The 26,858-nt window shown below is 39.5% G+C and carries 20 protein-coding genes; 6 read left to right on the top strand and 14 right to left on the bottom strand.

What is annotated here, in order from left to right:
* The first annotated feature begins 75 nt into the window (after positions 1 to 75).
* Both HGJ18_RS06595 and HGJ18_RS06600 read left to right on the top strand, forming a co-directional pair.
* Positions 76 to 1,353: a S1C family serine protease gene (locus HGJ18_RS06595; protein WP_253698294.1), complete on the top strand. Its 1,278-nt coding sequence runs from the start codon at positions 76 to 78 to the stop codon at positions 1,351 to 1,353.
* Between the two features lie 6 nt (positions 1,354 to 1,359).
* The gene (locus tag HGJ18_RS06600) at positions 1,360 to 2,256 is read left to right on the top strand and encodes a P-loop NTPase family protein (RefSeq protein WP_253698295.1); all 897 of its coding nucleotides are present in this window, start codon (positions 1,360 to 1,362) and stop codon (positions 2,254 to 2,256) included.
* Here the strand turns inward: HGJ18_RS06600 and HGJ18_RS06605 are convergent.
* The 6 genes from HGJ18_RS06605 to murG are packed head-to-tail and all read right to left on the bottom strand — an operon-like array spanning position 2,246 to position 8,454.
* Complete coding sequence (locus HGJ18_RS06605) at positions 2,246 to 2,845, bottom strand: RlmE family RNA methyltransferase (protein ID WP_253698296.1); 600 nt, start codon at positions 2,843 to 2,845, stop codon at positions 2,246 to 2,248. The genes HGJ18_RS06600 and HGJ18_RS06605 overlap by 11 nt on opposite strands.
* Positions 2,832 to 4,253: a sigma-54-dependent transcriptional regulator gene (locus HGJ18_RS06610; RefSeq protein WP_253698297.1), complete on the bottom strand. Its 1,422-nt coding sequence runs from the start codon at positions 4,251 to 4,253 to the stop codon at positions 2,832 to 2,834. Before HGJ18_RS06610 ends, HGJ18_RS06605 begins: the two co-directional genes overlap by 14 nt.
* Positions 4,250 to 5,482, bottom strand: coding sequence for a two-component system sensor histidine kinase NtrB (locus HGJ18_RS06615; protein ID WP_253698298.1), 1,233 nt, complete (start codon positions 5,480 to 5,482; stop codon positions 4,250 to 4,252). The genes HGJ18_RS06610 and HGJ18_RS06615 overlap by 4 nt, the downstream gene beginning before the upstream one ends.
* Positions 5,479 to 6,768, bottom strand: a complete 1,290-nt coding sequence (locus HGJ18_RS06620; protein ID WP_253698299.1) for a DNA polymerase III delta subunit-related protein — start codon at positions 6,766 to 6,768, stop codon at positions 5,479 to 5,481. Before HGJ18_RS06620 ends, HGJ18_RS06615 begins: the two co-directional genes overlap by 4 nt.
* A gap of 14 nt (positions 6,769 to 6,782) precedes the next feature.
* Positions 6,783 to 7,250, bottom strand: a complete 468-nt coding sequence (locus tag HGJ18_RS06625; RefSeq protein WP_002679705.1) for a CvpA family protein — start codon at positions 7,248 to 7,250, stop codon at positions 6,783 to 6,785.
* 28 nt (positions 7,251 to 7,278) lie between these two features.
* Entirely contained in the window at positions 7,279 to 8,454 is a 1,176-nt protein-coding gene (gene murG / locus HGJ18_RS06630) for an undecaprenyldiphospho-muramoylpentapeptide beta-N-acetylglucosaminyltransferase (protein ID WP_253698300.1), read from the bottom strand.
* A 134-nt stretch (positions 8,455 to 8,588) separates the two neighbouring features.
* Here murG and HGJ18_RS06635 point away from each other — a divergent pair, with 134 nt between their 5' ends.
* Positions 8,589 to 9,755: an HAD family hydrolase gene (locus tag HGJ18_RS06635; RefSeq protein ID WP_253698301.1), complete on the top strand. Its 1,167-nt coding sequence runs from the start codon at positions 8,589 to 8,591 to the stop codon at positions 9,753 to 9,755.
* A gap of 183 nt (positions 9,756 to 9,938) precedes the next feature.
* On the opposite strand, the gene HGJ18_RS06640 is transcribed toward HGJ18_RS06635, so the two are convergent.
* Both HGJ18_RS06640 and HGJ18_RS06645 read right to left on the bottom strand, forming a co-directional pair.
* Positions 9,939 to 10,196, bottom strand: a complete 258-nt coding sequence (locus tag HGJ18_RS06640) for a type II toxin-antitoxin system RelE family toxin (RefSeq protein ID WP_002683445.1) — start codon at positions 10,194 to 10,196, stop codon at positions 9,939 to 9,941.
* Entirely contained in the window at positions 10,193 to 10,423 is a 231-nt protein-coding gene (locus HGJ18_RS06645; RefSeq protein ID WP_253698302.1) for a hypothetical protein, read from the bottom strand. Before HGJ18_RS06645 ends, HGJ18_RS06640 begins: the two co-directional genes overlap by 4 nt.
* Positions 10,424 to 11,010: 587 nt before the next feature.
* Between HGJ18_RS06645 and HGJ18_RS06650 the strand changes: the two genes are divergently transcribed.
* A complete protein-coding gene (locus tag HGJ18_RS06650) occupies positions 11,011 to 11,400 on the top strand; it encodes a hypothetical protein (protein WP_253698303.1) in 390 nt (129 codons plus the stop codon).
* Between the two features lie 295 nt (positions 11,401 to 11,695).
* Here the strand turns inward: HGJ18_RS06650 and HGJ18_RS06655 are convergent, their stop codons facing one another.
* The 4 genes from HGJ18_RS06655 to HGJ18_RS06670 are packed head-to-tail and all read right to left on the bottom strand — an operon-like array spanning position 11,696 to position 20,522.
* Positions 11,696 to 14,668: a leucine-rich repeat domain-containing protein gene (locus tag HGJ18_RS06655; RefSeq protein ID WP_253698304.1), complete on the bottom strand. Its 2,973-nt coding sequence runs from the start codon at positions 14,666 to 14,668 to the stop codon at positions 11,696 to 11,698.
* Between the two features lie 14 nt (positions 14,669 to 14,682).
* Positions 14,683 to 15,894, bottom strand: coding sequence for a fibronectin type III domain-containing protein (locus HGJ18_RS06660; RefSeq protein ID WP_253695242.1), 1,212 nt, complete (start codon positions 15,892 to 15,894; stop codon positions 14,683 to 14,685).
* Entirely contained in the window at positions 15,884 to 18,658 is a 2,775-nt protein-coding gene (locus HGJ18_RS06665; RefSeq protein ID WP_253695243.1) for a FecR domain-containing protein, read from the bottom strand. The genes HGJ18_RS06660 and HGJ18_RS06665 overlap by 11 nt, the downstream gene beginning before the upstream one ends.
* Positions 18,612 to 20,522: an adenylate/guanylate cyclase domain-containing protein gene (locus HGJ18_RS06670; RefSeq protein WP_253695244.1), complete on the bottom strand. Its 1,911-nt coding sequence runs from the start codon at positions 20,520 to 20,522 to the stop codon at positions 18,612 to 18,614. Before HGJ18_RS06670 ends, HGJ18_RS06665 begins: the two co-directional genes overlap by 47 nt.
* A 169-nt stretch (positions 20,523 to 20,691) precedes the next feature.
* On the opposite strand from HGJ18_RS06670, the gene HGJ18_RS06675 reads away from it, so the two are divergent.
* Entirely contained in the window at positions 20,692 to 21,102 is a 411-nt protein-coding gene (locus HGJ18_RS06675) for a hypothetical protein (protein WP_253695245.1), read from the top strand.
* 25 nt (positions 21,103 to 21,127) lie between these two features.
* A complete protein-coding gene (locus tag HGJ18_RS06680; protein ID WP_253695246.1) occupies positions 21,128 to 23,905 on the top strand; it encodes a hypothetical protein in 2,778 nt (925 codons plus the stop codon).
* A 14-nt stretch (positions 23,906 to 23,919) separates the two neighbouring features.
* On the opposite strand, the gene HGJ18_RS06685 is transcribed toward HGJ18_RS06680, so the two are convergent.
* Together HGJ18_RS06685 and HGJ18_RS06690 are read right to left on the bottom strand one after the other, a co-directional pair.
* Complete coding sequence (locus HGJ18_RS06685; RefSeq protein ID WP_253695247.1) at positions 23,920 to 24,675, bottom strand: lysophospholipid acyltransferase family protein; 756 nt, start codon at positions 24,673 to 24,675, stop codon at positions 23,920 to 23,922.
* Between the two features lie 23 nt (positions 24,676 to 24,698).
* Positions 24,699 to 26,828: an ATP-dependent DNA helicase gene (locus HGJ18_RS06690; protein WP_253695248.1), complete on the bottom strand. Its 2,130-nt coding sequence runs from the start codon at positions 26,826 to 26,828 to the stop codon at positions 24,699 to 24,701.
* Positions 26,829 to 26,858 lie beyond the last annotated feature (30 nt).

Genomic DNA, 26,858 nt, shown 5'->3' on the forward strand with positions numbered 1-26,858 from the left:
TGAGATTTTACGTCCACGCTTGACAAATAGGGGGTATTTTTAATAGACTATAATTATAGGAGAATTTTAGGCATTATGAAACTTTACAGTAGAAGACAAACATTAGTATTTTCGCTCATTGCAGCGGTTATTTTTGCAAGTGTCGGTTTTTTTGCCGGTATAAAATTTAGTACAGGAAACATCGGCTTAAATGAAATTCAAAGTGAAGCCTCAAACGGCTCTGCCGATTTTGAAAAAAATGCAGAAAACGGATTTGTTCAGACGGAAAATTCGCAAAATTTAAATATACAGCAGCATGGAAATACGGCTGCTTTAAACACTGCAAATGAAACAGGATACATGGGCTATACTCCTGCCGAATCGCAGAATATTCATGTATACGAATCGACCAATGAAGCTGTCGTAAACATAACCACCGAAACTATGGGAGCAAACTGGTTTTTTGAGCCTGTTCCGGTTGAAGGCAGTTCAGGTTCAGGCTCCATAATCGACGAAAGCGGATTGGTACTGACCAATGCACATGTAATTTCAGAAGCTTCAAAGATTTATATTTCTCTTTCTGACGGAAGTCAGTACGAGGCAAAAGTAGTAGGAACGGATGCCGAAAACGATTTGGCTGTTTTAAAATTCGATCCGCCTAAAAATATTAAACTTACGGTAATAAAATTAGGAGACTCAACCAATTTAAAAGTCGGCCAAAGAGTTTTAGCTATCGGAAACCCTTTCGGATTGGAAAGAACTCTTACAGACGGAATAGTCTCGGCACTGAAACGCCCGATTCAAAACGATAAAAACATTATCATCAAAAACATGATTCAAACCGATACGGCAATTAACCCCGGAAACTCAGGCGGCCCTCTTTTAGACACTCAAGGAAGAATGATAGGAATAAACACTATGATTTATTCCACATCAGGAAGCTCGGCCGGAGTTGGCTTTGCAGTTCCAGTAAATACGGCTAAAAGAGTTGTTGCAGATATCTTAAAATACGGAAAGGTTATCCGCGGTTCTATCGATGCCGACTTGGTTCAAGTTTCCGCAAGACTTGCATCTTATGCAAAACTCCCCGTTTCTTACGGACTCCTTGTTTCCGAAGTAAAAAAAGGAAGCAATGCGGCAAAGGCAGATCTTCGCGGAGGAAATGAAGCTGTGCGTTCAGGAGTGGGCAGATACAGTTCCGTCTTTTACATAGGCGGCGACATAATCGTTGAAATAGCCGGACAAAAGATAAATAACATAACCGATTATTACTCGGTACTGGAGGATAAAAAACCCGGTGAAACGGTAAAGGTTAAAATTGTCAGAGGGAAAAAACTTGTCGATTTAAGCTTAACCTTATCGGAACGAAACTAAGAGCCGATGATCGATTTTAAAAAAATTTTAAAAAAGATTTCATGGAAGATTAAAGGAGTCTCGGTTTATGCTCTTGTCGGTGAAAGCGGAACGGGAAAGAGCTTTAGGGCTCAACTGCTTGCCGAAAAATACGGCATTAAGCTCATCATCGATGACGGGCTTTTAATCTATAACGATAAGATAATTGCAGGCCAATCTGCAAAAAGAGAAAAAACTTTTTTGGCGGCTGTAAAGGTTGCCTTATTTGATGATAAAAAACATAGAGACGGGGTGGCAAAGGCTTTACAATCCCATAGCTTTAAAAAGATTTTAATATTGGGAACTTCCGAAAAAATGGTAAACAAGATTGCCGCCCGCCTTCAAATTCCTCAGCCTCAAAAAATAATTAAAATTGAAGACATTGCAAGCAGAGAAGAAATCGAAACCGCAATGAGATCAAGGCGGGTTGAAGGCAAACATGTTATACCTGTTCCTTCAATAGAAGTACAACGCACCTACCCTCAAATCTTTTATGACAAGATACGCCTATTTTTTAAAAACAAAAAGACTCCCTTTGTAGGAACCGAACAATCAAAGCTTTTTGAAAAATCCGTAGTCCGCCCGGAATTCTCAAAAGTAGGTACGGTCGAAATATCCGAATCCGCTTTAACTCAAATGGTATTTAATTGTATTGAAGAGTACGATAAAGAAGTAGTTCTTAAAAAGCTCAACATTAAAAAAGAAGAAGGCGGATATAGACTTGATCTGACTGTTGATATTCCTTTTGGAACCCAACTGACCGGAAAGATCAATCAGCTCCAAAAATATATAATCGAACAGATAGAGCGGTACACAGGTATATTGATTATTCAGATAAATGTTATAATCGATAAAATAATCAACAGGGAAGATTCTACCCCTTAAAATCCAAACCTATTAGATAGGTTTCAAAACTTGAACTTCGGCACGCTTCCGGCTTAAAGGCCCTTGCCGTCTTAAAACATTTTCGTAAATTGTTTAAGTGGATCTGCTGATCTCCGCCTTGGAATATCTTTACGACAAATGAACCGCCTTGTTTAAGCTGCTCTTGTGCATAATAAAGAGCAAGCTCTACCAAACCTGAAGAACGAGCAGTATCAACGGTTTTGTTTCCTGTTGTTGCAGGAGCCGCATCGCAGATAACCGCATCATAAGGTCCCAATTCTTTTACCGATTTTATAATTCCCTTATCGAACATATCGCCTTGAAAAAAATTAAGCCTCTCATCATAGACTGAAGAATCCAAGGACTTTAAATCGACGGCAGTTACCCTTCCCTCTTTATTTAAAAAGCGCAAAACATAGACGGTCCAGCTTCCGGGAGCCGCTCCCAAATCCAGAACCTTATCATTAGGAGAAAAAAGATTAAATTTTTTATTCATCTCTTCAAGTTTATATACGGAACGCGCAGGATAATTTTCGGCAAAAGCTTTTTTTGACCAATAATCGGGCTCACTGTATTTATTTTTTGCCATTTGATTTTTCCTTTTTGGATTGAATTTCTTTTTCTTCCAATATTCGCGAAGTATCATCTTTAATCTCCGCCTCATACTCATCAAGTTTTCGATGGAGGGTTCTTCTGCCTATTCCCAAAATATCGGCTGTCTTTGATTTATTGTTATTTTGGTTTGCAAGAGTCTGCAAAATAATTTGCTTTTCGGCTTCAGCCATATTTACTCCCATCGGTATACGGATTGAAGAAGCCTCAGCCTTTTCGCGCAATGTTTCCGGTAAGTCATCAAAATGAATTACATTATCGGAGCTCATTACAACGGCACTTTGAATACAGTTTTGAAGCTGCCTTATATTTCCCGGCCATTCATAATTATAAATTGCAGCTCTTGCACGAGGCTCCATAGAATCTATTTTTTTGCCGTTCTCCTCGGCAAAGTCTTTGATAAAGGCAGCGGCCAAAAGAGGAATATCCTCCTTGCGTTCACGCAAGGGAGGCACATGAATATGCACTACATTCAATCTAAAATAAAGGTCTTCCCTAAAATTTCCTTTTTTTATTTCTTCTACCAAATCCCTGTTTGTGGCGGCGATTATCCTTGTATCTACGCTGAGAGTTTCAGAACCTCCTACCCTCTCAAACTTTTTTTCTTGAAGAACACGCAAAAGTTTTACCTGTATCATTTGGTTGACTTCACCTATTTCGTCCAAAAAAAGAGAACCGCCGTTTGCAATTTCAAAGCGGCCTCGGCTGCGTTGTACGGCCCCTGTAAAGGCTCCTTTTTCATGGCCGAAAAGCTCGGACTCCAAAAGGCTTTCGGCAAAGGAAGCACAGTGGACTTGAACAAAGGGCTTATCCTTACGGCTTGAAAGATTATGAATGGCCTGAGCTATCAATTCTTTTCCGACTCCCGTTTCTCCGGTAATTAAGACGCTGGCCTTTGTAGGAGCAACTTTTTTTATATTCTCAAAAACCTTTTCCATGAGAGGGCTCTTGCCTATAATATTTTCAAAACTTTGTTTGGTTTCAATGTCATGTAAAAGTGCCCTATTTTGCAGAACAAGGGCCCTGTTTTGTAAGGCTCTTTTTACTAAAAGAAAAAGGCGTTCCAAATCCAAGGGCTTGGTTAAAAAATCATAGGCCCCCATCCTCATGGCTTCAACAGCCGTTTCTACCGTACCGTGTCCGGTTAGAACAATTACGGGAACTCCCGGAGTTTTTGAAATAACTTCACGTAAGACCTCTTCGCCGCTTATTTCAGGCATTTTTAGATCGGTAATTACAAGATCAACTTCGTCGTTTAAGGCAATATCCAAACCTGTTTTTCCGTTATCGGCAGTAATTACTTCATAGCCTTCATCTTCCAAGGCCATTGCAAGGCCTTCACGAATATTTTTTTCGTCATCAATAACTAAAATACTGAATTTCATTTTATATCCTTTACCGAATCAAAATCGAAAGTTTTATCGGAGAGTAAAAGCATTGCACCCTTACGTTCTATCGGAAGAGAAAATTTAAAACTTGTTCCCATGCCGTAATCCGAATAAACATTTATGTCTCCTCCATGTTCTTTTATAACCTTATAAGTCATGGTCAGCCCCAAGCCCGTTCCGTCATGTTTTGTCGTAAAATAAGGCTCAAATATTTTATGCATGTCTTCAGGCAAGATACCCTGCCCCGAATCCGAAATAGTTACAATAATAAAATCGTTTACTGCCTTTGTAGATATATCCAAAAAGCCGCCATTAGGCATTGCGGCTTTTGCATTTGTTAGGACATTCATAAATGCCTGCCGCAAAAATCTTTCATCACCTTGAATCTTAGGAAGTTCCTTTGAAAAGCTAAGGGCAATAGTTATACCGCTGTCATTAAACTCGTCAAAAAAAGTATCGTACAAATTCTTTAAAAGGGCATTTATATCTACGGGAACAAATTCGAATTTTAAGGGACGCACGGCAAACAAAAAATCCACCACGATTTTATTGAGCCTTTCAATTTCTTCTTCGATAACGCCTATATGTTTTTGAGCCTTTTGGTTTATTGATAAATTACAGGCCGTAAAATTTTTCTTTAAAAGCTGTAAATGAATACTGATTGCCGCAAGAGGATTTTTTATTTCGTGAGCAACGGCAGCTGCAACATTTGTAAGGCTTGCAAGATTTTCAAGGCGGCGGTTTTTAATTTCTTCAATTCTTTTTTCGGTAATATCCGCAATCATAATTATCGTACCTTGAATTTTCTTTTCATTTACTAATGGAAGAACCGAAACTTCAATATATTTATTTTTACCTTCAGGCTTATCGGCTTTTAGGTTAAACTCTTTTGAAGTTTGTCCGCTTTCATTTTGAATAACCGAAGAAACAAAGTCGGCAATATCCTGAATCTTTATATGTTCCCAGACATTTTTTTCATGGCCTTCTCCTAAAGCGGAACCGCCAAGGGACGAGCTTCTAAGGGAAGTGCCTAAAATTCTTTCTGCAGCCCTATTCGATTTTATAATCTTATTTTCTGAATCTGCAACTATAACGCCGTCATTTAAAGAATCCATTACTGAATCCAATAGAGAATACTCGTTTGCAAGCAGCTTTACAAATGTACGCAGTTGAGCTTCATTCATGCTTGGGGACTTTTGTATTCCCCTTCTCATAAACTCTCTCATATAAGTTTTTCCTTAATTTCTTCTGCCAAATTTTCTAAAGCGGCTTGAGGCGAGATGTTAAAAATATCTACAGCAGCTTCGGCATTTTTTATTAAAGCCGTTATTTTAAAATAAGATTCAAGTTCCAAGGCGGAACACTCTTCATTTTTTAAGCCGGTCTGTAAAAAAAATAAAAGGCTGTTTAAGAACAAAATATAAATCGTATGAGGTTTACATTTATTTAAAAGATTTACAATGTTTGAAACCGTGCAATTTGAATTGTCATACTTGTTTTTATTTTTGTAATTTGAGATCGAATTATAAAGAGCCGAGGGAAGAATTTTATTTTGCCTGTCTATGAGCAGAAAAACATACTCATAAAATAAGGAGGCTGCATTTTGAATTGTACGGAAACTTACCGGTAAAAAGCCGTAAAGGTAAGAGCTTAAAAGATTGAACTTACCGAATGGTTCATGGCAAGGCTCTCCTTTAAAAACCCGTCTTATAACTTCTTCTTGGGATTTTTTATCCCGTTCTTTAAAAGTATAAGTGCGTACCCTTGACAGTATCGTCGGCATAATCGCTCCCCGATGAGCGGTAGTTAAAACAAAGACGGCATAAGAAGGCGGCTCTTCTAAAATTTTTAAAAAGGCATTTCTTGCACCTTCCTGCATCTTATCGGCATTTTCGACAATCAATACTTTTTTTATTCCCGAAGGCATTAGGCGTACCCACGAGGAGGCCTTTCTAACCTGATTTATGGGAATCGTATCGTACATACATTCGTCTTGAAGTTTTGCGGATTTTAAGACAAGAGCTTCCGCAGTTTTGTTAAGCACCTTGTCATCTATAGTTTCGATAGGGCCGGAACATAGATCGGCTAGGAGTTCTTCAATCTCTGCAATGACGGGGGCGGCTTTAACGAATCTTGTTTCATCCGTATCCCAAAGACGGGGATCGAATCGAGAGGTAAGTTTTCTAATAGCCCGCAAAAATAAGTATCTTGAAGAAAGAGTTTTTGTTTTTAATAAGGTCTCGCAGGCAGCCTTGATTTCGGGGCTGTGGTCCCGTGCTCCCAAAATAAGAACATCGGAAGAAATCATCTCTTTTTGCCTCAAGCATGAAGAACAAGTACATGTCCAGTTTCCCGATTCGGTACAAGAAACGGAGCGGGCAAGCTCAAGGGCTGCGGTCAGCTTTCCTGAACATTCAGGCCCCGAAAACAAAATCGAAGGCGGAAGTTTTTTTTGTTTTATATCTTGAATGAGCCTAAGCCCCGCTTCTTGATCTATGAGATTTTCAAACATCTATACCCCCTACCCTAAAACTGCTTAGTTATATCTAAAATAAATGGAGAAAGGATTTTCGCAAAAATGCTTTCACTTAATATTTTATCGAATGAAACAAAGGTTTGGATATTGATAAGCATGAGTATAACTCCTATGACAATCAAACCTTCTACAAGACCCAAACAAAAACCCAATGACCTGTCCAAATTTTTTAACGACTCGCTTGAAAAAAGGGAGCCTAAAAAAACTTGCACCAATTTTATAATCAAATAAGTAGATAAAAATAAAATCAAAAAAGCTATCACTGCAGATAAGGATTTTCCTCCAAGAAGCTCGGTAATTACGGGAGTAAGCAATTTATAAAACAAAAAAGCTACAAGCCCGCCGACAATAACCGCAGCCTTTGAAAAAAACTCGTCTATAAAACCGGTTACGGTAACCTTAATAACAAAAAAACTTAATATAATCAAAAAAACTATATCGGCACTTCCTATCCGCATTTAATTATTCTCCATCATTTAATCCTGCTTAAAGCTCATCATTCTTAGATGTAAAAAAGCTTTTTAAAAAGTCGGCAATTACAAGGGCCGGTTTTTCACCTGCCAAGGCCGCAGAGGCCTGAGCCATATTTTTTAGCCTTTCGTTTCCGCTTATGTTTTCTTCAAAACCAAGATCCCGCAAAAGCCTTATAAAAATATCGGGCCTTACATCTTCGCCCAAAAGAATTTCTGCGGAACCTTTTTTCTTAAAGAATTCGGCATTTTCTATTTGATCGCCGCGGGAGCTTCCCTTTTCAAGAGGAACCAAAATCATAGGCTTACCTGCAGCGGCCGATTCCCAAACCGTATTGGCTCCTGCCCGCGACACCACAATCGAAGAAAGGCTTAAAACATCGGCCATCTCCTTTTTTATAAAGGGATAGGGTTTATAGTTTTCTGCAAATTCGGGAGAGGAGTTTAAAAGACCATCTTTAATTTTTTGTCCCTGATCCATATTGGCTTCCCCAATCTGATGAACCACAACAAAATGCTTTACAAGATATTCGATTGAATCTGAAATCAAATCGTTTAACTGTCTTGCACCTAGACTTCCGCCTAAAACAAACAAAACAGGTAAGTTCGATTTTATGTTTAAAAAAGAACGCCCCTTTTCTGGCCTGCCCGAATAAAAACTTAAGCGGACGGGATTTCCCGTACATATAACCTTTGAGCGGAGAGAAGCCGGTAAGAGTTCAGCCGTTTCTTGATATGAAACCAAAATACGGTTTGCAAATTTAGAATTAATCCTTGTTGCAAGGCCGGGCGAAAAATCACACTCATGAGTGATAACGGGAATTTTTAAGAATTTTGCAGCGGCACAGGGAGGCACCGAAACAAAGCCGCCCTTAGAAAAAACAAAAACAGGTTTTAACTTTAAAAGAATAAAAAAGGACTTTATAAAGCCTGCCGCAACCTTAAAAACATCTATAAAGTTTTGAAAACTAAAATACCGCCTCAATTTTCCGGCAGGAATACCCATGAATTCAAGAACTGAAGGAGAAGCCGAGTAAAGCTCGGAAGATTCAACTATTTTGCGGTCAACTCCCTTGGCAGAGCCGATCCAAACTATTCTGCATTCAAAAGAAGAGCTCAAGGCCTCGGCAACGGCAAGTCCGGGAAAAATATGCCCACCCGTTCCGCCTCCTGTAAAAACAACACATTTCATAAATGTAAGTGTATCACAATGACACAATTTTGAAAAGGGCTATTTATAATGTTCTCAAAAAACAGATATTTTTATAGACGCTTATTCTTCCCCCTCCGATTGACTTTATTTTGCAATTTATTCATAATGCCATTATGCTTAACGATGATGCTTTAATTTTAAAAACAGGAAACTGGGAGCCTCAAAATAAAAAGAGGCTTGAAAAACTGATAAGAGAAAAGGCCTTTAACGGAAATTATGCCGTTTTTGACTGGGATTTTACTTCAATTTTTTATGACACACAGGATAATCTTTTTGTGTACCAAATTGAAAATCTTTGTTTTAATTTAAACCCCGAAGAATTTAATCAAACCATAAGGGCGGGAATTCCTCAAGACGAGATTTTGCCCCATACAATAAACCTTGAAGGCAGAGCCTTAACTGCCGGAGAACTTTCCGACGATCTAAACGAACGCTACGAGTTTCTATATAAAAATTATTTGCATTTTGGCGGAAAAATGAAGCTTGCAGAAATTACATCGACCGAAGAGTTTATAGATTTTAAGGCTAAGATGCTCGTTTTAATGCGGGGAGCCGCCTCCCTTTGCGGTGTGGACATCGGCCAATCCGTAAGCACAGGCATGACGATAGAAGAACTTTCGGTCCTTACCGAAAAGGCAATAGATCAAGGCCTAAAAGACGAAATAAAAACTTATAGGGTAAGATCTTCATCGGTTTTAAAAGGAAGAGCCGGAGAAGTAGAGGGCGGCTATAGAAAGGGCTTGCGTGTTCAAGAAGAAATGCAAGACCTGTTTTCGGCTTTAAGGAAAAACGGAATCGAAGTCTATATTTGCTCGGCCTCCCAAGAAGACAATGTCCGTGTTTTTGCCTCCAACCCAAAATATGGATATAAACTGGACAGTAAAAACGTTTTCGGAAGAAGAAGACTCCTTGATGAAAATAAAAAGCTTACAGTTGTAGACGACACCTCGATTCCTGCAACAAGACGCGAGGGAAAAGCCAAAGCAATAAAAAAAGTCCTCGCCCCGAAACACCAAAACAAGGCTCCCGTTTTAATAGCAGGCGACGGCGACGGCGATTTTTACATGATGGATGCTTTTAAAGACGAGGCCTTGATCCTAATATTTAACAGAAGCCCCAAAAAAGAGGCTAAAATATATCCCCTTTTAATGAGCGGAATTAAAGAAAGAGAAAATCCTGATGCTCGGATAATTGTTCAGCACAGAAATAACGAAAAAGGCTGTTTTATCTCAAAGGCCCCGGAAGAAGAAAAGCCACTGGACAGCCTGCCTGAAAAGTAAGCCGCCCTCTCTGCGGTTTATATTCTTTTATTTAACCGCAGAGAGGGCAAAGCGTTGAGCTCACGCTCAACTTCGCAAAGGAATTTTTTTATGAAACTAAGAAATAAACAGCTAAACTTATGAAAAATCGAGGCTATCCGCTACCAATTAATTAATCGCTTCCACTTTCTTTTGTAAGATCGCTCATCGATACACCGTTGAGCGATGTCCGATTTCAATGACTGTAATAATCAATCTATCATCATTTATACGGCACAAAATACGGTAATTACCGACGCGGTACCTCCATAGTCCTGAAAGATTTGAAGTAAGTGCTTTTCCGCGGGAACGCGGATTATCAAGAAGTTCTATCTGTTCAAGGTAATCTAAAACACGCTTTGAGATTGCCGCGTCCAATTTTTTTAGTTGCTTTTTAAATGTTTCCGTCAAGATGACTTTCATAGTCCCAACTCACACCGCATTTCAGCAATGGTATATGTCCTTTCCCCACTTTTCTCAAAGTCATTCCACGCTTTTTCGGCAAGCTGAGCATCTTCGGCATCTTCCTGCAATTCGGCAAGATAGCGGCTTAGGGCATTTTCCAAGATGGTATCTCTAGCCGCTCCGGTAATTTTTACCGCCAGTTCCAATGCTTGATACACTTTATTTGTCATAGTCATTGTATGCATAAAAAGCCTCCCTATTCCGCCACGGATGGCGGTGGTTTAAACCTTACGATGTTTTGAGCAAGGCTCAAAACTCGAGTTAAAAATTGTGCAAGGATGCACAATTTTTAAATATTATACCACATTTCCCTCATTTTTGTAAGGGCATTATTTAACCGAAGCGAACGCAAAGCGTTGAGCTCACGCTCAACTTTGCAAAGGAATTTTTTACCAATTTACTATTTTTTTCAAATATTTTCTATAAATATAATGGGGAGGTATGATAAACAGTTCGGCAGGAATTCAGCCTCACTGTTTATCTGCCGAGTTTGCCTTTCGGCAAACGTCGCATTATTATATGTGCTTTTTCACTTTGTTGCAAAAGCACGGAAAAAACTTTTTTCGCAAATTTATTTGCTATCCGCTTTCGCGGATACGATGAAAAATTTCCTTACAGAACAGAGCCGAAAGGCTCTGATATTTGCTGCAAAAAGTTTTTATAGGGAAAATGTGAAAAAAATAGGAGAATACAAATGATTAAAAATGTTTGAAGATTTAACAATGCGGGATTCCAAAGGGCTGCAAGTCCTTTGGCAGCGCGAGGAAAAGGGATGGGGTCAAAGGGGAAGGGAAAAACCACCGCCCTGAACGGGGGGTTGTCCCTTCCCCTTTTAGAGGTTATAATAAATGCAGAGGCCTTTAAAGACACTGAAAACAAAGAATTAAAGGAATTTTTAGAATATCTCAAAACCGGCAAAACAAAGAGTGAATTTACAAGGAGGATAGAAGAAATGATACAAACAGTAAAACAAAATGAACAAGCAAGACAAGAATATAGATTAATGTCTACTTTTGAAATGGACGCTAGGTATAAAGGCTTTACGGAAGGCACTTATAACAACAAGAAAGAAACAGCTAAAATATTAAAACAGTTGGGAGACTCGATACAAAAAATTATGCAGGTTACAGGCCTTCCCGAAGAAGAGATTGAAACACTGTAAATTAGGGGAAGTACAGCCGGCGAAGCTTCGAGGCTAAGACCCTTTTTCGGACCATTGCGGTTTATATTCTTTTATTTAACCGCAGCGAGCGCAAAGCGTTGAGCTCACGCTCAAATTCGCAAAGGATTTTTTTTTATGAACCTAAGAAATAAACAGCTAAACTTATGAAAAAGCTAGCTGTCCGGTTTATGAAATTCCGCTGATAACAGGCCTTTCCTAAGCAGAAATTGAAAAATTTGTAATGCTTAATTAGGAACAGCTTCCTAATTAAGCATTACTACTACACCAGGTTTAATTAAGGTGTTATTGCAGAAAACTTAGTATCTCTACTTATTCCCATAGTGTCCTTATTATCCTTATAGGTTTGAAGAGAAGTTGAAGGAACCTTTATTCCCCCTTCATCCAAGTCAGAGCAGTGCAGAAAAGTATGTGTAAAATTGCAGCCAAGATAACCACGATTAATTTTTACTCCTTTCAACTTTGTACAGTTCAAAAAACATTCCTTCATATTCTTAACACTTGAGGGAATATCTGGACCTATCGTTAATTCTTTACATCCTCTAAAACAGCTATCCATATCCGTAACACTATTCGAAATACCGGGAACTGTGGTTAAACCGGTACAGTTCAAAAAACATTCTTTCATATTCTTAACACTATTAGGAATAGTGGGAGCTGTGGTTAATTTTTTACACCCGTAAAAACAGCCCTCCATATTCATAACACCATTAGGAATAGATGGAGCTATGGTTAAACCGGTACAGTTCAAAAAACATTCCTTCATATTCGTAATGCTTGAAGGAATATTCTCCACAGAAACAAGGTTGCCGCACCCTGAAAAACAATTTTCCATCGAAGTAACGCCTGAAATGCCGGCGGGCAGTTTAAGCGCAAGTTTTTTAGAGCCGGCTTTTTTTATCCTTTTGTTGAGTTCTCCGGAACCCGAGCTGCTGCCATCAAAGTGATTTTGCGGTATCTCACCGGTTATTTCGATACGGTTTATTGCAGTTGACGAAACCTGAGGCGAAGTAAGGAAGGCTTCCAACTGATCATACCGTACTTTCGTATGGCTTGTTAATTTCCCATTATCATCTATTGACCATGTCTGCGTATTGCCGCTGCCTAAATCTTCCGGGGTTACGGTGAACCTATCATTATAAGCCCCTACATCCGTACTGCCGCCCAACATCATTAGTACCTTTTCGCCGGCACCATAGGATTCCGGAGTAATACAGGCAGCCTTTGGTTTCGCTATAGGTTCACTTTTGTCAATTTCTATTTTGACAAGGTAGTCGCTTATCGAGTTCTTTCCTAAATACACATCATTGCCGTCTTGCAGGGTACCGTTGCTTTCCCATTTCCCTACACAGGCTTCGCCGCCCATGATAAACTCACCGTCACTCATACCCGGATAAGGAGCGCCTGCTACATAAACGCCTTTTCCCAGAGTGCTTGTATTATTCTTAATCGTGCCGCCATGCATCTTAAAAGTACCGTTTTCACCCACATACACGCCGCCGCCGTATTGACTTGCGGTACAACCCTTTATTTCCGTATCTATCAAGATAATGTTACCATGGTTGTGTACATAAATGCCGCCTCCATTCTTTGTTGCCGTACAGTCTTTGATAATAACATCTACTGTTGTCAATTCTCCTGATAAACCACTGTAGATCGCACCGCCGCCATTGTCAGTATCGGGATTCTTTCCATTTTGGAGCGTCAGCTTTTCAAGAGTCAATACGCCGTGTAGCCTCATATCAAAAATAAAGGTTGTATCATCAGCATCCAATATATCGGTATTCTTATTAGAGCCCATTATTTTAACGGTTCGACTTACATTAATTTGGTTATTCGGTCCAGGAGCTTTAATTTTGCCGGTGATTTTGATTATGTCGGCACCGCCGCTAGACTGTTCTACCTCGGTTTTAAGCTTGGTCCATGGATTAATATCGCCGCTCTTAATCTCTAAGACCGTACCTTTTCTTACTTTAACATAAAACTCTTTAGCAGTGCCCGCAGCAAAACCCTCACCGCCTGTAGTCAGGCTTATTTTATATTCTATCTCATGACCAAGATTAGATGGAGCCTCCAACGTTATATCAACCTCGGTATTAGAGCCGCTGTTGATGCCTCTAACCTCACTCCATACACCGGATGTTTTCCGGAAGAGTTTTCCTGCTATGCTTGCACCGGTTGTTTCCGTTTTTGCCTTAACCGTAATCGACGATTCGGTACTTATTAGATACGGACTGCTTGAGTTACCTGCTTGTGTAGATATGTCTTTTGAATTATAGTACAGCTTTGCATCTTCCGCCTTCGTTGCAGGGGTTGATACGTGAATGTCAGAAGATTTTAAGCCTGCTTCATCTATAAGAGTGAATGTATAGTTTTTTCTTGCAGTCTTTACTTCCGTATCCGTTCTATAACGCAATGCCCAAGAATCGTTATTGAGAGCACCATTCCATGAGGGAGCTGCCGGCGAAGTCTCATCACCTGAAAGATCAAGAACTTCGGTTGAAGCAAGCAGTCGGCCGCTTGGTTCAAAGGCTGTATTTCCCGATGTAAACGCTATCGCAGCCGAATCACCGCCTGTTACGGACAGCTCTTCAATGTCCTTCTGCCGCTTTCCGGCAGAAGATCCGGTACCCGCCGTTTCGGTCATATCTTCGGCTTTCAATATAATAACGTAATAATACTTACCGCCTATAGGGTTTGCCGTTTTACCGATTGTTATGGAAGAACTGAGTTTAGGAGCTGTATCCGCCTTTAGGTTCAGACTGAACTTCTTATTGAATTTTCTGCCGTCTGTGGAAGTGAGGGTAATTTCGGGGCTTATGTTACCCGTACCCCACTCATAGTCTTTCAAAAAGCCTGACTTGTATGTGAGCCTCAATGCCGTTTTGTCAGGTGTCTGCTCCAAAGTGTAGTGCGCGCCGTATGTCGTCTGCGTTAAAAGCCCGGGAAAATTTATAATCTTCTGCACGTCTGCTGCTGAGGACGTTGACGTAGGCGTAATTAAGCTGAATTTTCTCGGGTTATGCAGTTTAATCGTAAGCGTTACAGGCGAATCCGACGGTATGCACAGTGCTCCGTCATTACTTATTTGATAGGGCTTATCGATGCTGAATCCTGTAGGAACGACTTCACTCGACCAGTAACCTAAGAATTCTTCAGGATTATCTATAAATTGTTTACAGCTTGTAAATACAATGGCAGTTGTCAGCAATACCGCTGAAATTAGTAAAATCTTTAAAATTTTTTTCATAAAAAACTCCAATGCTAGAATTCCCACCCTACGGAAAGAGATGGCTGTACTATGTATTTGGGAAAACCTGTTCTAAACGGAATTATATGATCGAGATTTACTTCGATATATAATTTTTTATAAACATAAACTTGTAAGGCTGTTCCTAAATTCATTGTCAACCCCCAATACCATGATTTTGGGCTTTTAAACTCGGGAAAAACAAATTGTGTATTTACCACAAATGCAGTGCCGAAACCCAGGTGAGCATCAAAATTGAGCCGATGCCTTATTATAGGTTTCATGTAGACGGCCTGTATACCGGCTAAAAGAAGTCCTGCAGACAGGGTATAATCCGAGTCTTTTTTTCTTAAGTCCATTCCCGAACCGGTAAAGTTAAATCCGAAATTTCCATAGGAACGCTTTATCGGCACAAAACTAAACCTTAAAACACCGCTTAAGGCAGCAAAATCTTTTCCGAAGTATTCTTTAAAAAGCTTGTTCCCTGCAAAGCCGTTAAAGGCATAGCCGCCTGACAGATAAATATCGACAGGTTTTTGAAATTTAAATGTCATTTTCTGTTTTGAATCTTTTAAACCGCTTGGGTCGGTAACAACAAATTCATATTCTCCAGGATTGATTCTCAACATATTAAAACTTATTTTTGCCTTGGTTCCGTTAGCACTTATCTCTAAAATTTTGCCGAAAATGGGAGCTCCACCTTCCTTTTTAAGAGCAAAGGTGGTTTCTTCCCTAAAATTCTTGCCTGAAAGACTTACAACATCACTATATTCTTCATCAAAATAGACCGCAGTAGGAGAAACAGAATAAGTTTCAGGCTGATAAGCCACAAGAATGTCAAAATAACGGTCTGCACTTACGGCATCCACCTGACCGAGAAGGTTTATAACCTTTACCCTGTACCGATACTTTCCGGCAGGTAAGGAAACATCAAGAGAATTTTTCTTTAATTTCTTTTTATCTATAATAACCCACTTGCCGTTTTTTTCTTTTCTTTCAAGCTCGAATTCAAAATGCAAGATACCTTCTACATTTTCCCAAGAAAGTGTTTGATAAAAAACCGTTTTTTTCCCTTCCGTTTCAATAATATAATTTTTCTTTACTTCAGTATTCTTTTCAGCATTTTGATTTTTATCTTCAACCTTTTGAGCAAAAGCTCCCAAAGAGAATAAAAACAGCAAAAATAAAATCACTAAATTCCTGGTAAATATTCTTTTATCTTCCATAAAGGACTCCCGTTTCATCGGTTTCTACATTATCTTTTTTAGGTAAGTCGATGTCAAAGCGCTTTCTTGAAGGAGTTCCGGTTTGAAACACCAATCCGCTGTCCAAACGCCGTTCCGCAATAACTTCTATAAAGAATGCACCGCGCGATAATCGGCTTAAATCCTTAAATTCATAAACAAGATCCCCCGCTCCAGGTTTCGCTTTAATTTCGGTGCTTGCAATTATTTTGTTTTTTTCGTTATACAATTTCATAACATAGTGAGTTGCCTTATCAACAGGCTTCCACTTAAAGACTATACTTCGATGTGAAGAAAAGAAGGGAATGCCTAAGACTTCTTTTTCTCCCGGGAATATAAACATTGTCCTTGGAAGGGGCGGTATGGGCAAAACCGTAAATGCGGAATATTTTTCCGATGAAATATCGAAGCCGTCTTCGGTTTCGGCTATTACCTTCCAGCGGTATTTTCCTGATACTAAAGGCGGAAGCTGCACCTTATACCCCGCATCTTTTAAAGCAAAAACGGGAGCACTTACACCTACCTTTTCCAAAATAAATTCCACACCTACAGGCGGATGAACGGACGACCACTCTGCCTGAGAAGGATTAAGAGCGGCTTCTATACCGTCAATCTTTGCACCTTCGGCAGGTTTTAACAGCTCTACAGGCCTCAAATGTTTTGCCGTAAAGCCGTGTGCCTGAGACTTTCCAAATTTTCTGCTTGAAGTCAATGTTGCATTTGCAAAGGCCTGTATATTCAATATGTAATCCCCGTCTTCAAATTTACCCATAGCAATTTCTATTTCGGTTTTTGAAGCAAAAAGGTCTTCATAAAGAGGTTTAGATCCGGGAATTCTGTCCGTCAGTTTTACCTGATAATAATCTGCGCCTTCTACCGGTTTCCAGTTAAATTTGCTTTTACGTCCGGGCACTATTACAATGCTAGTTTTCGCATTGTCCAGTTCAGGCTTATCGAGAAGAGGAATAACGTTTAATTTTTTTACGTCAGATACATACTGCTTTCCGTCCAGTTCGGTACATACGCGCCAATACCATTTGCCTTCGGGCAAAACAATTCCTTCAATGCCTAAACCTTTGACAGCCTTATTAACGGTAAGTTTTTTAAAATCTTCGGTATCCGAAACCTGAAAAATCTGTTCCGAATCGAAATTACTCTTCCATGTAAAAAAGGTGTCTCCTGTCAGAGGTTGAAGCAAACTATAATCATTAGGTGGAAATACGGCACGCAAAATAATCTCGGAGTCCATAGTTATAAAAGAGGCAACATCACTTATGCCGATTTCGTTTTCTTTTGCATCAAGAGAAGCAACGGTCATAAAATACTCACCGTTAGGCAAAAGTTTTGAAGCTTCTTTTAAGTCCAAATAGCTCGTTATAACTATATCGTTTATAAGAACATCGGTCATCGCCTTATCTCTGGCTATTTTTACCCTGTATTTTTCCGCATCCAAATTGGGCTTCCATGAAAAGGTAAGGCCCTTTCCCTTCGAGGTATCCATAACCTTTTTCATATAAAGAAGTTTAGGTTTCTCGGCTTCTTCGGTCTTTTTTATACGGAAAACAGAAACATCCGAGGCTTGAGCTTTAAATGAAGAATCGAATCCGTATTTTGGAAGAACACGCCAATACCAAGTTCCTTCCGTCAACTCCGAAAGCGAAAAAGATTCCGTACTCGAATTCTTTACCACTTTGGGATTTTCCATATTCTTATTGTCTGCAATTTCAACCGTGTAATATGAAGAAAGCTCATTACCCTCCCATAAAAATCTGATATTGGGAGGATTTGTATTATATGCAAAGGTTTTTTCCGCTTCAGGAAGAAGATTTAACGGGGCCGGAGCCTTTATAACCGTTACTTTTCCGGATACGGTATCTTCTTCAGACCCTGACTTAGACGCCAATCTCCAGTGCAAGGCTCCGCTGTCGTGCCTGACGGTAAATTCTTTTAAACCTCGGACATCATATCTTTTAGTGTCTACGCTAAAATTGCTCAAAGGAGAAGTTTCAAGGAATATTTCTTCATTATTGGGAAAGGAAGATTGCCACTTAAACTTAATATCGACACCTAAATCATCCCTCGATTGATTTAAGATTCTCGTATTTTTACCCGGGCTTATCATAACTAACTTGGCCGCCTGCCCCTGCTGTAAAACTGAACCGGATTCAAGAACTTCGGTTTCTCCGGTTTTACTGCCTGTAACGGAAACGGAACCTTCTTCTACCGCAAGCTGAAGACTTTCAGCATCACCTTTTTGCACATGCAATACCGAGCCTTTTTCGATGTTTATGTCTGCATTATTCGATTTTAAACGTAAATTATTGTTTGCTGTTTTTGCCGAAACCGAGCCCGAATTCAAATTAAGCTCGGATTCTTCATTTTTGGCAAAAATCTGAACCATAGTGTTTGAGTCAACTTCGACTACATTGCCTGCATCTTCACTTCCCAAAAAATGAATGGTTGCCAAGGCTTCATTTGCGGTTCTTATCGTATCTCCGTTATATAAATAAGAATTTTGAACGGGACGGTCCCATACGGCTCTATCGTTGAATTTACGCTGAACGGTTTTGTATTTGTATTCAATGGTAGCTATAGGAGTATCCGTGCGTTCAAATGTTCTGTTTAGCTCCTTTACAAACAAAAACAAGTCTAAAGATATAACCGCCAGAGAAACAATGACCACAACAAGGTCTAAAAAATTACTGTTTGTTTTGGGCTTGAATGTCGTATTTCTTTTCGTCTTCATTTACATCTACCTTATTTAAATCGGGAGTAGGAATTCCTAATTTTTCTCTAACTTGAGCTAAAGTTTTTGGGCCTTTTTCTCCCGCTCCGGGAATGCCGGTTTCTTCAGGCATATTGATAACCGCAAACATTCTTAAAGGAGCCGATTTTCCTTTAACCGTAACCGAGGGCATTTCTTCAACCAAGACCTTATCTTTTACAAGCCGATAAGTGTTTTCGGTAATAAGAATATCCGTTCCGAGAGGCTTATTTAAGGCTTCGGTACGGGAGGCCAAGTTTACGGCATCGCCTATTACCGTATATTCCATCCTCTTTTTGGAACCTATCTGACCTGCAACAACAGGGCCCGAGTTAATACCGCAGCCTATTCGGATTATAGGCTTTTTATCGCCTCCCCTTCCTTGATTGAAGATAATCAGTGCGGCTCTCATCCTTAAAGCAGCCCTTATACAGTTAAGAGCATCCTTTCTCGGATTTCCCGCACTTGTGGGAGCTCCCCAAACAGCCATAACGGCATCACCTATAAATTTATCTACTACACCATGGGTATCGTTTACGCACTCTACCATCTGGGTCATGTATTCGTTGAGGAATTCTACAACCTCATTCGGTTCAAGTTTTTCGGAAATTGCCGTAAATGAGCGTATATCCGAGAAGAAAATGGTCGTTTCCTTTGTTTCGCCTCCCAGTGCGAGCTCACCCTTCATAGCAAGCTCTGCAATTTCCTTGTTTATAAAGCGGCCGAAAGAATCCTTGAGTCTTTCTCTTTCAGCCAAGCCCTTGCCCATTCTTACAAAGCTGTTTGTTAAAAGGCCTATTTCATCCTTTGTTTTAGCCTTTAGATCGAGTTCATAATTGCCCTGCTCTATTTCGCCGGCAGCCGAGGCAAGAGCCTTAACCGGAGAACTGATCGATTTGGAGAAAAACCAGATAAAAAGGATTGCAAGAGCCAAAACCGCAATGCCTAAAGTAACATTTTTAAAGGTTGACCTGACTACGGGTTCCAAAACCTTATCGGCCTCGGCTGTAGTCAAAACAGCAAGATCGGCTATCGAAATTTTTCTGTATGCACCGAACTGTTTTTTTCCTTCCTTGTCGGTAAAAAGGATTTGCCTGTTCATGTCGCCTTTTTCGCGCATTTCTATAAAAAGTTTTGAATCGCTTATGTTAATTCCGTTTTTGGTAAGCTCAAAATCGGGATGAATCAAAATATCGCCCAAATTATTTACAAGATAGGTTGTTTGGAGTTTTCCCGTACCTATATTCTCGGATAGGGTCTCAGCCGAAAAGAAGATTACCAACCCCTGATCCAAGCCTTTTTCCTTATACGGATAAAAAAGAACAAGGATGGGCTCTCCAAAAAACGGAGAAGCATTTATAACCTGCTCGATGCCTTTTTCCGCCTGAATAGCCGTATCCATTTCGTTTTCGATAAATTCGTCGATAGCGGAATAATCCAATTCACGGGAAAGGAAAAAGTTGGTACTAACGAGTTTTCGATAAATACGCTTATTCATTCTTGCATCGGTAACCAAAACAGCCGCTACCTGAGGGTTTCTTTCAAAATAAAAATCGGCAGTCTGCTTTGCTATGCCTGACCCGGTTTCGGTCGAGTTAAGAACATCCAAGAACAAAAAAGCATTGGCCTTTATCGACAAAAGTTCTTTTTCTGCTGCAGCTCCGGCTTGAAAATTTACAGTCCTGTTGCTTTCTTCAGACATGGTTTGAATATCTTCACCTACAAACCATGTAACAAGGCCTGTTATAGTGCCCAGAGAAAACACAACCAAAATCGAAATAATAGTTATCAGTTTAGCACCGATTGAGAATTTGACCTTCTCGTTTACACCCTCATTTTTTAACATAATTTCTCCAAAAAAAATAAGCATTACAATTATTATTATATGTACAGTTTATCACAAAAAAACAAAATCTTCAATAAATTCGACGAAAAAATAGAATTTTATTCACTTAAAGGCAATTCTAAAAATTCCGATAATCTTTATAGCAATAAAAGTTTTTTTGGAGGAATAGATGGTTTCAAACACTTCGCCGCTTCAAGCTCTTTCTCAAATTGCAATGCCTAAGATTTCGGCAGGCGGAAGAGCCTTTGTGCCCGTCAAGGCAAGCCAAGTCCTCTACGCCCATTTTAAATATGTTTCAGGTTTTGCTCAAGCTCAGGGTCAATCGGGCATGAGTATCGACAAGCTCAGAATCTTAAACTCAATAATCGACCAACTTGTATCCATGAAAACCAATGAAGCTCAAAAAGCAAAACTTACGGAATCTGCAGCAGCTCAACTCGAATCGGAAATAAGCGAAAATCAAATAGACGGGCTTTTGGATTACTACCACAATCAAATCAAAAACACGATGATACAAACCGAAAACATAGGATACGGAGGCTCTCCTCTTCCTGCAGCTGTACTCGACTTGACAGCCTAAGTTTTTTTACGCATAATTGCAGAATATGCAATGCAAACCAAAATTCATCTTTTTTATTTCCTTTTTAACCTGTGCACTTATACAGCTAAATGCTCAAAATCTTTTTGTTCAAAAAACCAAGTATTTCGATATAATTTATTCTCCGGTATCGGAAAAGACGGCAGCCTTGATTTCGGAACATGCGGACAATTATGCCGAAGAAATCTCTCAAAAACTAAACCGTAAAATTCCAAAAAGAATGCCTATCTATATCGAAGGCGGAAAGGAAGCCTTAAACGGCTATTATACCTTTTTTCCCTACCGCCGGATTGTTCTTTTTGATACCTTGCCGGAAGAAGGTCAGCTAAGCAATTTAAGCGATATAATCTTAAAAGTCCTCTATCATGAATTAACCCATGCAATTTCGCTCACATATTTTTTGCCCCTCCTCCCCATGTCCTTTACCGAGGGTGTTGCCGTTTCGTACGAAAGTGCGGAAGACGATCAGGGCAGACTAAACGATCCCCTGATAATGCACCACCTAATGCAGGGGAGGCTTGAAAATGCAAGTCCTTCATGGAAACAGGCGGCAGGAGCCAGAGATATTTACCCCGGCGGACTTTGGCCTTATGTTTACGGCGGAGCCTTTGCCCAATATCTTCAAAAAATTTACGGAATGGAAACCTATGTAAAATACTGGGCTAATCCTCTTTCCTCTTTTCCTCAGGGAAAAACAAAAAAGATTTTTAATAAAGAGCTCGATAAGCTTTGGAATAATTTTTTGGAATCTATTCACTTTCCCGAAAAGGCTCTCAGTCCTCAAAATCCGATTAAGGAAGCCGGAGGTTTTAGTCTTATTGCAAGCTCTAAAGACGGCTTTGCCTGTTTTGATTTTACAACAAAAAACGTAATATTTTTTGACGATTCGGGAAAAGAAGAAAAACTTTTTACGGCAAACCCAACCCTTTCTTTTTTAAGTTTTTCGCAAGACGGAAAATTTCTTTTGGTAAGCGATTTGGTGAACACCCCTCGCGGCGAACACAATAGGGCAACCATCTTTGACATGCAGAAAAAAAAGTTTTTAAGTAAAGAATTTCCGTCTTTAAGGTATGCGTCCTTTTGTGGGGAAGCGCTTTGCGGAATCGAAATAAAAGGTCAGTTTTCCGAACTTGTTTTAATCGATCAAGAATCTTTTGAAAAAAAAGAAGGTTTTTCCAAGAGCGGTCTTGGAAAGACCGGTCTTTTAAAGGCAGGGCCGGGGCTTCCCTATTCGGCCATTTACAATCCCGTATTTGCAGGCAAAAACAAAATCGCCATCATTGCCGCCAACGGAATAAACCGCGACATTCTGATACTCGATACGGTTTCAAAAAAAATACAAAAACTTGAATTCGAAAATCCTCTCCCCGCAATAAGATATTTGCAAAGCAACAATTCGGAAAAAGAACCTGTTTTAAGTTTTTCGTGGGCCGGTAAAGATAACCTTTACAGGTCGGCTTTTTTTAATTTAAAAACCAATGAGTTAAAGGTTTTGGAAAAAGACATTTCCGGCGGTACTTTTTTTCCTGTTGTAAGGCAAAAAAAAGATACTAAAGAATATGAAATTATCTATGCCGGAGTTTTTACAAAATACAACTCGCTTTATAAAATAGATTCTTCACTTTTTACTGAAAGAAAGGCATCGTTAAAACCGTTTGATATTTCGGCTCAAGAAATAAAAACAAAAATTCCTAATACCGAGATTTTAACAAAGGATAAGTATAATTATTTTTCGTGGATACATAAACCCTTTCCCCTGCCCATCATTGATTTTTCGGGACTTTTAGGAGAAAACAAAACCGTACCAATCGGTATAAAATTATATTGGAATGATCCTACAAATTTTTTATATTTTGAAACTCTTTCTCTTTTTTATTTTAAGCCTTTTTTTTATGAAACTTCAATTTTATTTAAAGCAGCAACAAGGCCTGCCGATATCCGGATTAAATTTTATGATGAAAATAAATCCTTTAAATATAGAAAAATCGGAAGCAACATAGAAAGCGAATTGCTCTTACCCTTAAATTCTTTTTATCATAATGTTTCGGGAAAAGCCGGTTTATCTATTGAAGGGTTCAGCTTTTTCGGCTCTTCCTATAAAAGTGCAAAAACTCTTTACGAACAGAAATTAGGAAATCCCGTCCTATCCGAAGAATTATCCGCAGTTTATACCTATCAAAAATCGGCTCAAAAGTTAAACACGAATTTTTTTACAAAAGATTTTATAATGCTTCAAGCGGCAGCCGGATTAAAACACGGCGTCCATTTTCCTTCAAAAACAAATGCTCTTGCCGTTCAAGCCTATGCAGCCTTTAGGCCGCCTATAGTTCCGATTAAATTAAACTTAAGCTCATATTTCGGGTACAATGCCTTTGCTCTTCCGCACACCGGCAGCTACGGATTTTTTAACAGCACGGCTTTGATGGGCATGGCCTCTTATCTTCCGAATATGAGCGAATATGAAAACGTAAAAAAACTTATCCGTCCGGGAAAATTAAACTATGGATTAGGTTTTGAAGGAGAAGTAAATCTTTTAAGTTACGATATTCAAACAGGAAGTTCATGGCTTCCCATATTTTTTAACAGGCTAAATATTACAACTGGCTACAGGGCAATCTTTAACTTTTTAGACGCAGGAAAAAATACGGCCGATATTTACCAATCGGTTTACGGAAAACTTTATATGACCATAAGCACAGCCGCAAATATTGGTATTGAATACGCTCATCCTCTTGAAAATATAAAGATAGGAAAATTTAAAGCTATTATACAAATAAAATTCTAAGTTAAGGTTTATCGCTATTTATCGGCTTTACGCCATTCATCAAGCTGGGCCTGAATGAGGGTTTTTCCTTCTTCAAGAATCTTAATCTGTTCTTCCTTTGTTTGAGGAGCATCATAAATTTTTAAAAGTTTAATCCTGTATGCGCCGCCTTTTAGGTTTTTTGCCATACGGGTCAGCGATGATATTTTCCAGCCTCCGTCAACGGCACAGACTGCTACAGGCATTGGAGCCGCATTTAAAAACCGGCGGAACCCGGCCGCATGAAAAGTTTTTAAATTACCATCCTTTGAGCGGGAACCTTCGGGGAAGATAACGGGAATAAGATTGTTTTTTACAACATGGTCTGCAAATTTATCGACAGCCTTCATAGCCTGCGTCGGACTTCCTGTTCTTTTTACCAAACAATGTTTTCCGCTTTTAAGCATAGGAGAAACAAGGGGAACATTATGTCCGAGTTCTTCTTTTGCAACGAAACGGAGACGCGTTCCGTTATAATAGTTCATGTGAACCACTATGTCTAAAAGGCTTTGATGATTGGATATAACCAGATACTGCTCAGGAAGCTGATCCGTAAGAGTATAATCTCCTTCAAACCTAAAACCGATATATTGTTTAAAAATCGCAAACAATAAGCGCGGAGCAGGTCCTACAATTACTTCGCTATTAACCCAATCACAGCCGCGTCTGTAAACGGAATGACATACACCTATCAATGCAGCCCTCCATGACAAGGCTACCAAACAACATAAAATCGCAATAAGAGCACCCATCTTCTTCTCCTATGAAACTGAATCTAGTTATTATACAAAAAATCTTCTATTTTATTCAATACGGCTTTTGTTTCCGAAAAACATTGAATTGTTTGCGGAATGCTTTGAATAAATATTGAACCGTAACGCTTTACTAAAATTCTTTTATCCAGGACGGTAACTATGCCCCTGTCGGTATTGGAACGCATGAGCCTTCCAAAACCCTGCCTAAATTGTACAACAGCTTCGGGAACGCTCAACTGCATAAAGGAATTTCCGCCCGATTTTTCGATAAGATCAGCCCTTGCCTTAAATATGGGTTCGGTCGGAACCGCAAATGGAAGTTTTACCAAAATTACATGGGAAAGGGATTCTCCCGGCACATCCACCCCTGCCCAAAAAGACGAAGTAGCAAAAAGGCAGCTTGTAACATCATCTTTAAATTCATATAAAAGCTGCATTCTATCCGCCTCGCCCTGTTTTAAAATCTTTATTTTTTCATCAATATGCTCTCTTACATATTCGCAAGTTTTTTGAAGAGAATCATAAGACGTAAACAAAATAAGGGTCTTGCCTTGAGTTATTTCCAATAAGGCGAGGACGGTTTCGTTTACGGCATCTTGAAAATTGTTTTCATCAGGCATGGGAATATCTGTCGGAATATTAAAGACAACATTTTTTTCGTACGGAAAAGGAGAAGGGAAAAAATCTTTTATGATTTTCTTTTCGGTAAAATTATAAAGGCCGTTTCTGTTAAGCCAAAAGTTAAAATCGTCTCCGATTTTTAAGGTAGCGGAAACACAGATGACGGTTGCCATGGGCATAAAAACCGAGCGCCGCATTATCGGGGCCAAATTTAACGGTGTCTGAATAAAGCGGACAGCCTCCCCTTGAGAGGTTTTTATTTTTTCAAACCAAAAAACATCGTTTGGGAATTCGCTGCTGTTTAAAAAGTTTTCCATTACGGAAGCCATTTTTTTTAAGCGGCGCAAGACTACAAGACCGTCTCTTATATAGCCTTCTTCATCTTCTTCTCCATCAGCTGCATTGATAAGGTTTTCAAGTTTTATGTTTAGGTTGTTTATGTTTTTAAAAAAATTGTCTACACAAGATAAGAGTTTTTCTTTTTCATCGCTTGAAGTTTGTGCAAGGCTTTTTGACTGATAGGTTTGCAGAACCTGCAAGGCTTGTTCTTCAAGAATATTAAAAGAAGCTGCAGCAACTTCGAGAAGATTTATGATTTCGGTAAAGAGTTCCGCCTTTTTGGATATTGAAACTATGCCGCTTAAAATGCCTGCCTGCTTTCCCCGCCTAAATCGGTAAAGTAAGTTGATTTGCTTGTGTAAGGCAAATCGGGAAATATCGCTCGAAAAAAAACTTTGTGCAGCGTCTTCAATTCCGTGAGCTTCATCGATTATTATATTGTCGTAAGAAGGAAGAACTGCCGTTCCCTGATAGCCGAAGCCTTCTGCCCTAACTGAAAGGTCTGCAAATAAGATGTGATGATTAGCAACCAGTATGGAGGAGTTTTCCGCTTCTCTTTTCAGCTTCATCACAAAGCAGCCCGAAAAATAAGGGCACTTGTTCATCGGGCAGTTGTCGGGCTCGGAGCAAACAGTAGACCAAACTTTTTCCGTCGGCATAAAATCAAGGTCAGAGCGGCTGCCGTCCTTTGTTTCGGTTGCCCATTCTTTTATCTTATCAAGCTCCTCCTGGCTCTCAGTAAAAAAATCGTTCTCCCTTAATGCCTGACTCATCCGGCGTAAGCATAAAAAATTATGCCGCCCCTTTACAAGGCAAGCCTTCATATCCTGAAAACCCTTTCCCAAAATTTTCTTTGCAGTAAGAACATCCTTTTCGATGAGCTGCTGCTGCAAATTTATAGTCCCTGTCGAAATTACAACGCGTTTTTTATTTTGTTTTGCCCACATCATCGCAGGCAAAAGATAGGCAAGGCTCTTCCCTACTCCTGTACCGGCCTCAAAGACGCCTATAGCCTCTTCATTAAAACAGCGGCAAATCGATTTTGTTAAATCAAGCTGCGGCTCACGGGCCTCGTATTTTTCAAAAAATGAAGCAAGGGGTCCGTCCTCCTCCAAAAGAGAAGAAACCTTTTTAGGGTCCAGGGGGTATATTTTTTCGTCGTCAAAATAATCATCATCAAAGTATTCCATGCTTTAAGACCTATCACTCAAGACGGCGAT

It is taken from the genome of Treponema denticola (genome assembly GCF_024181405.1).
Lineage (GTDB): Bacteria > Spirochaetota > Spirochaetia > Treponematales > Treponemataceae > Treponema_B > Treponema_B denticola_D.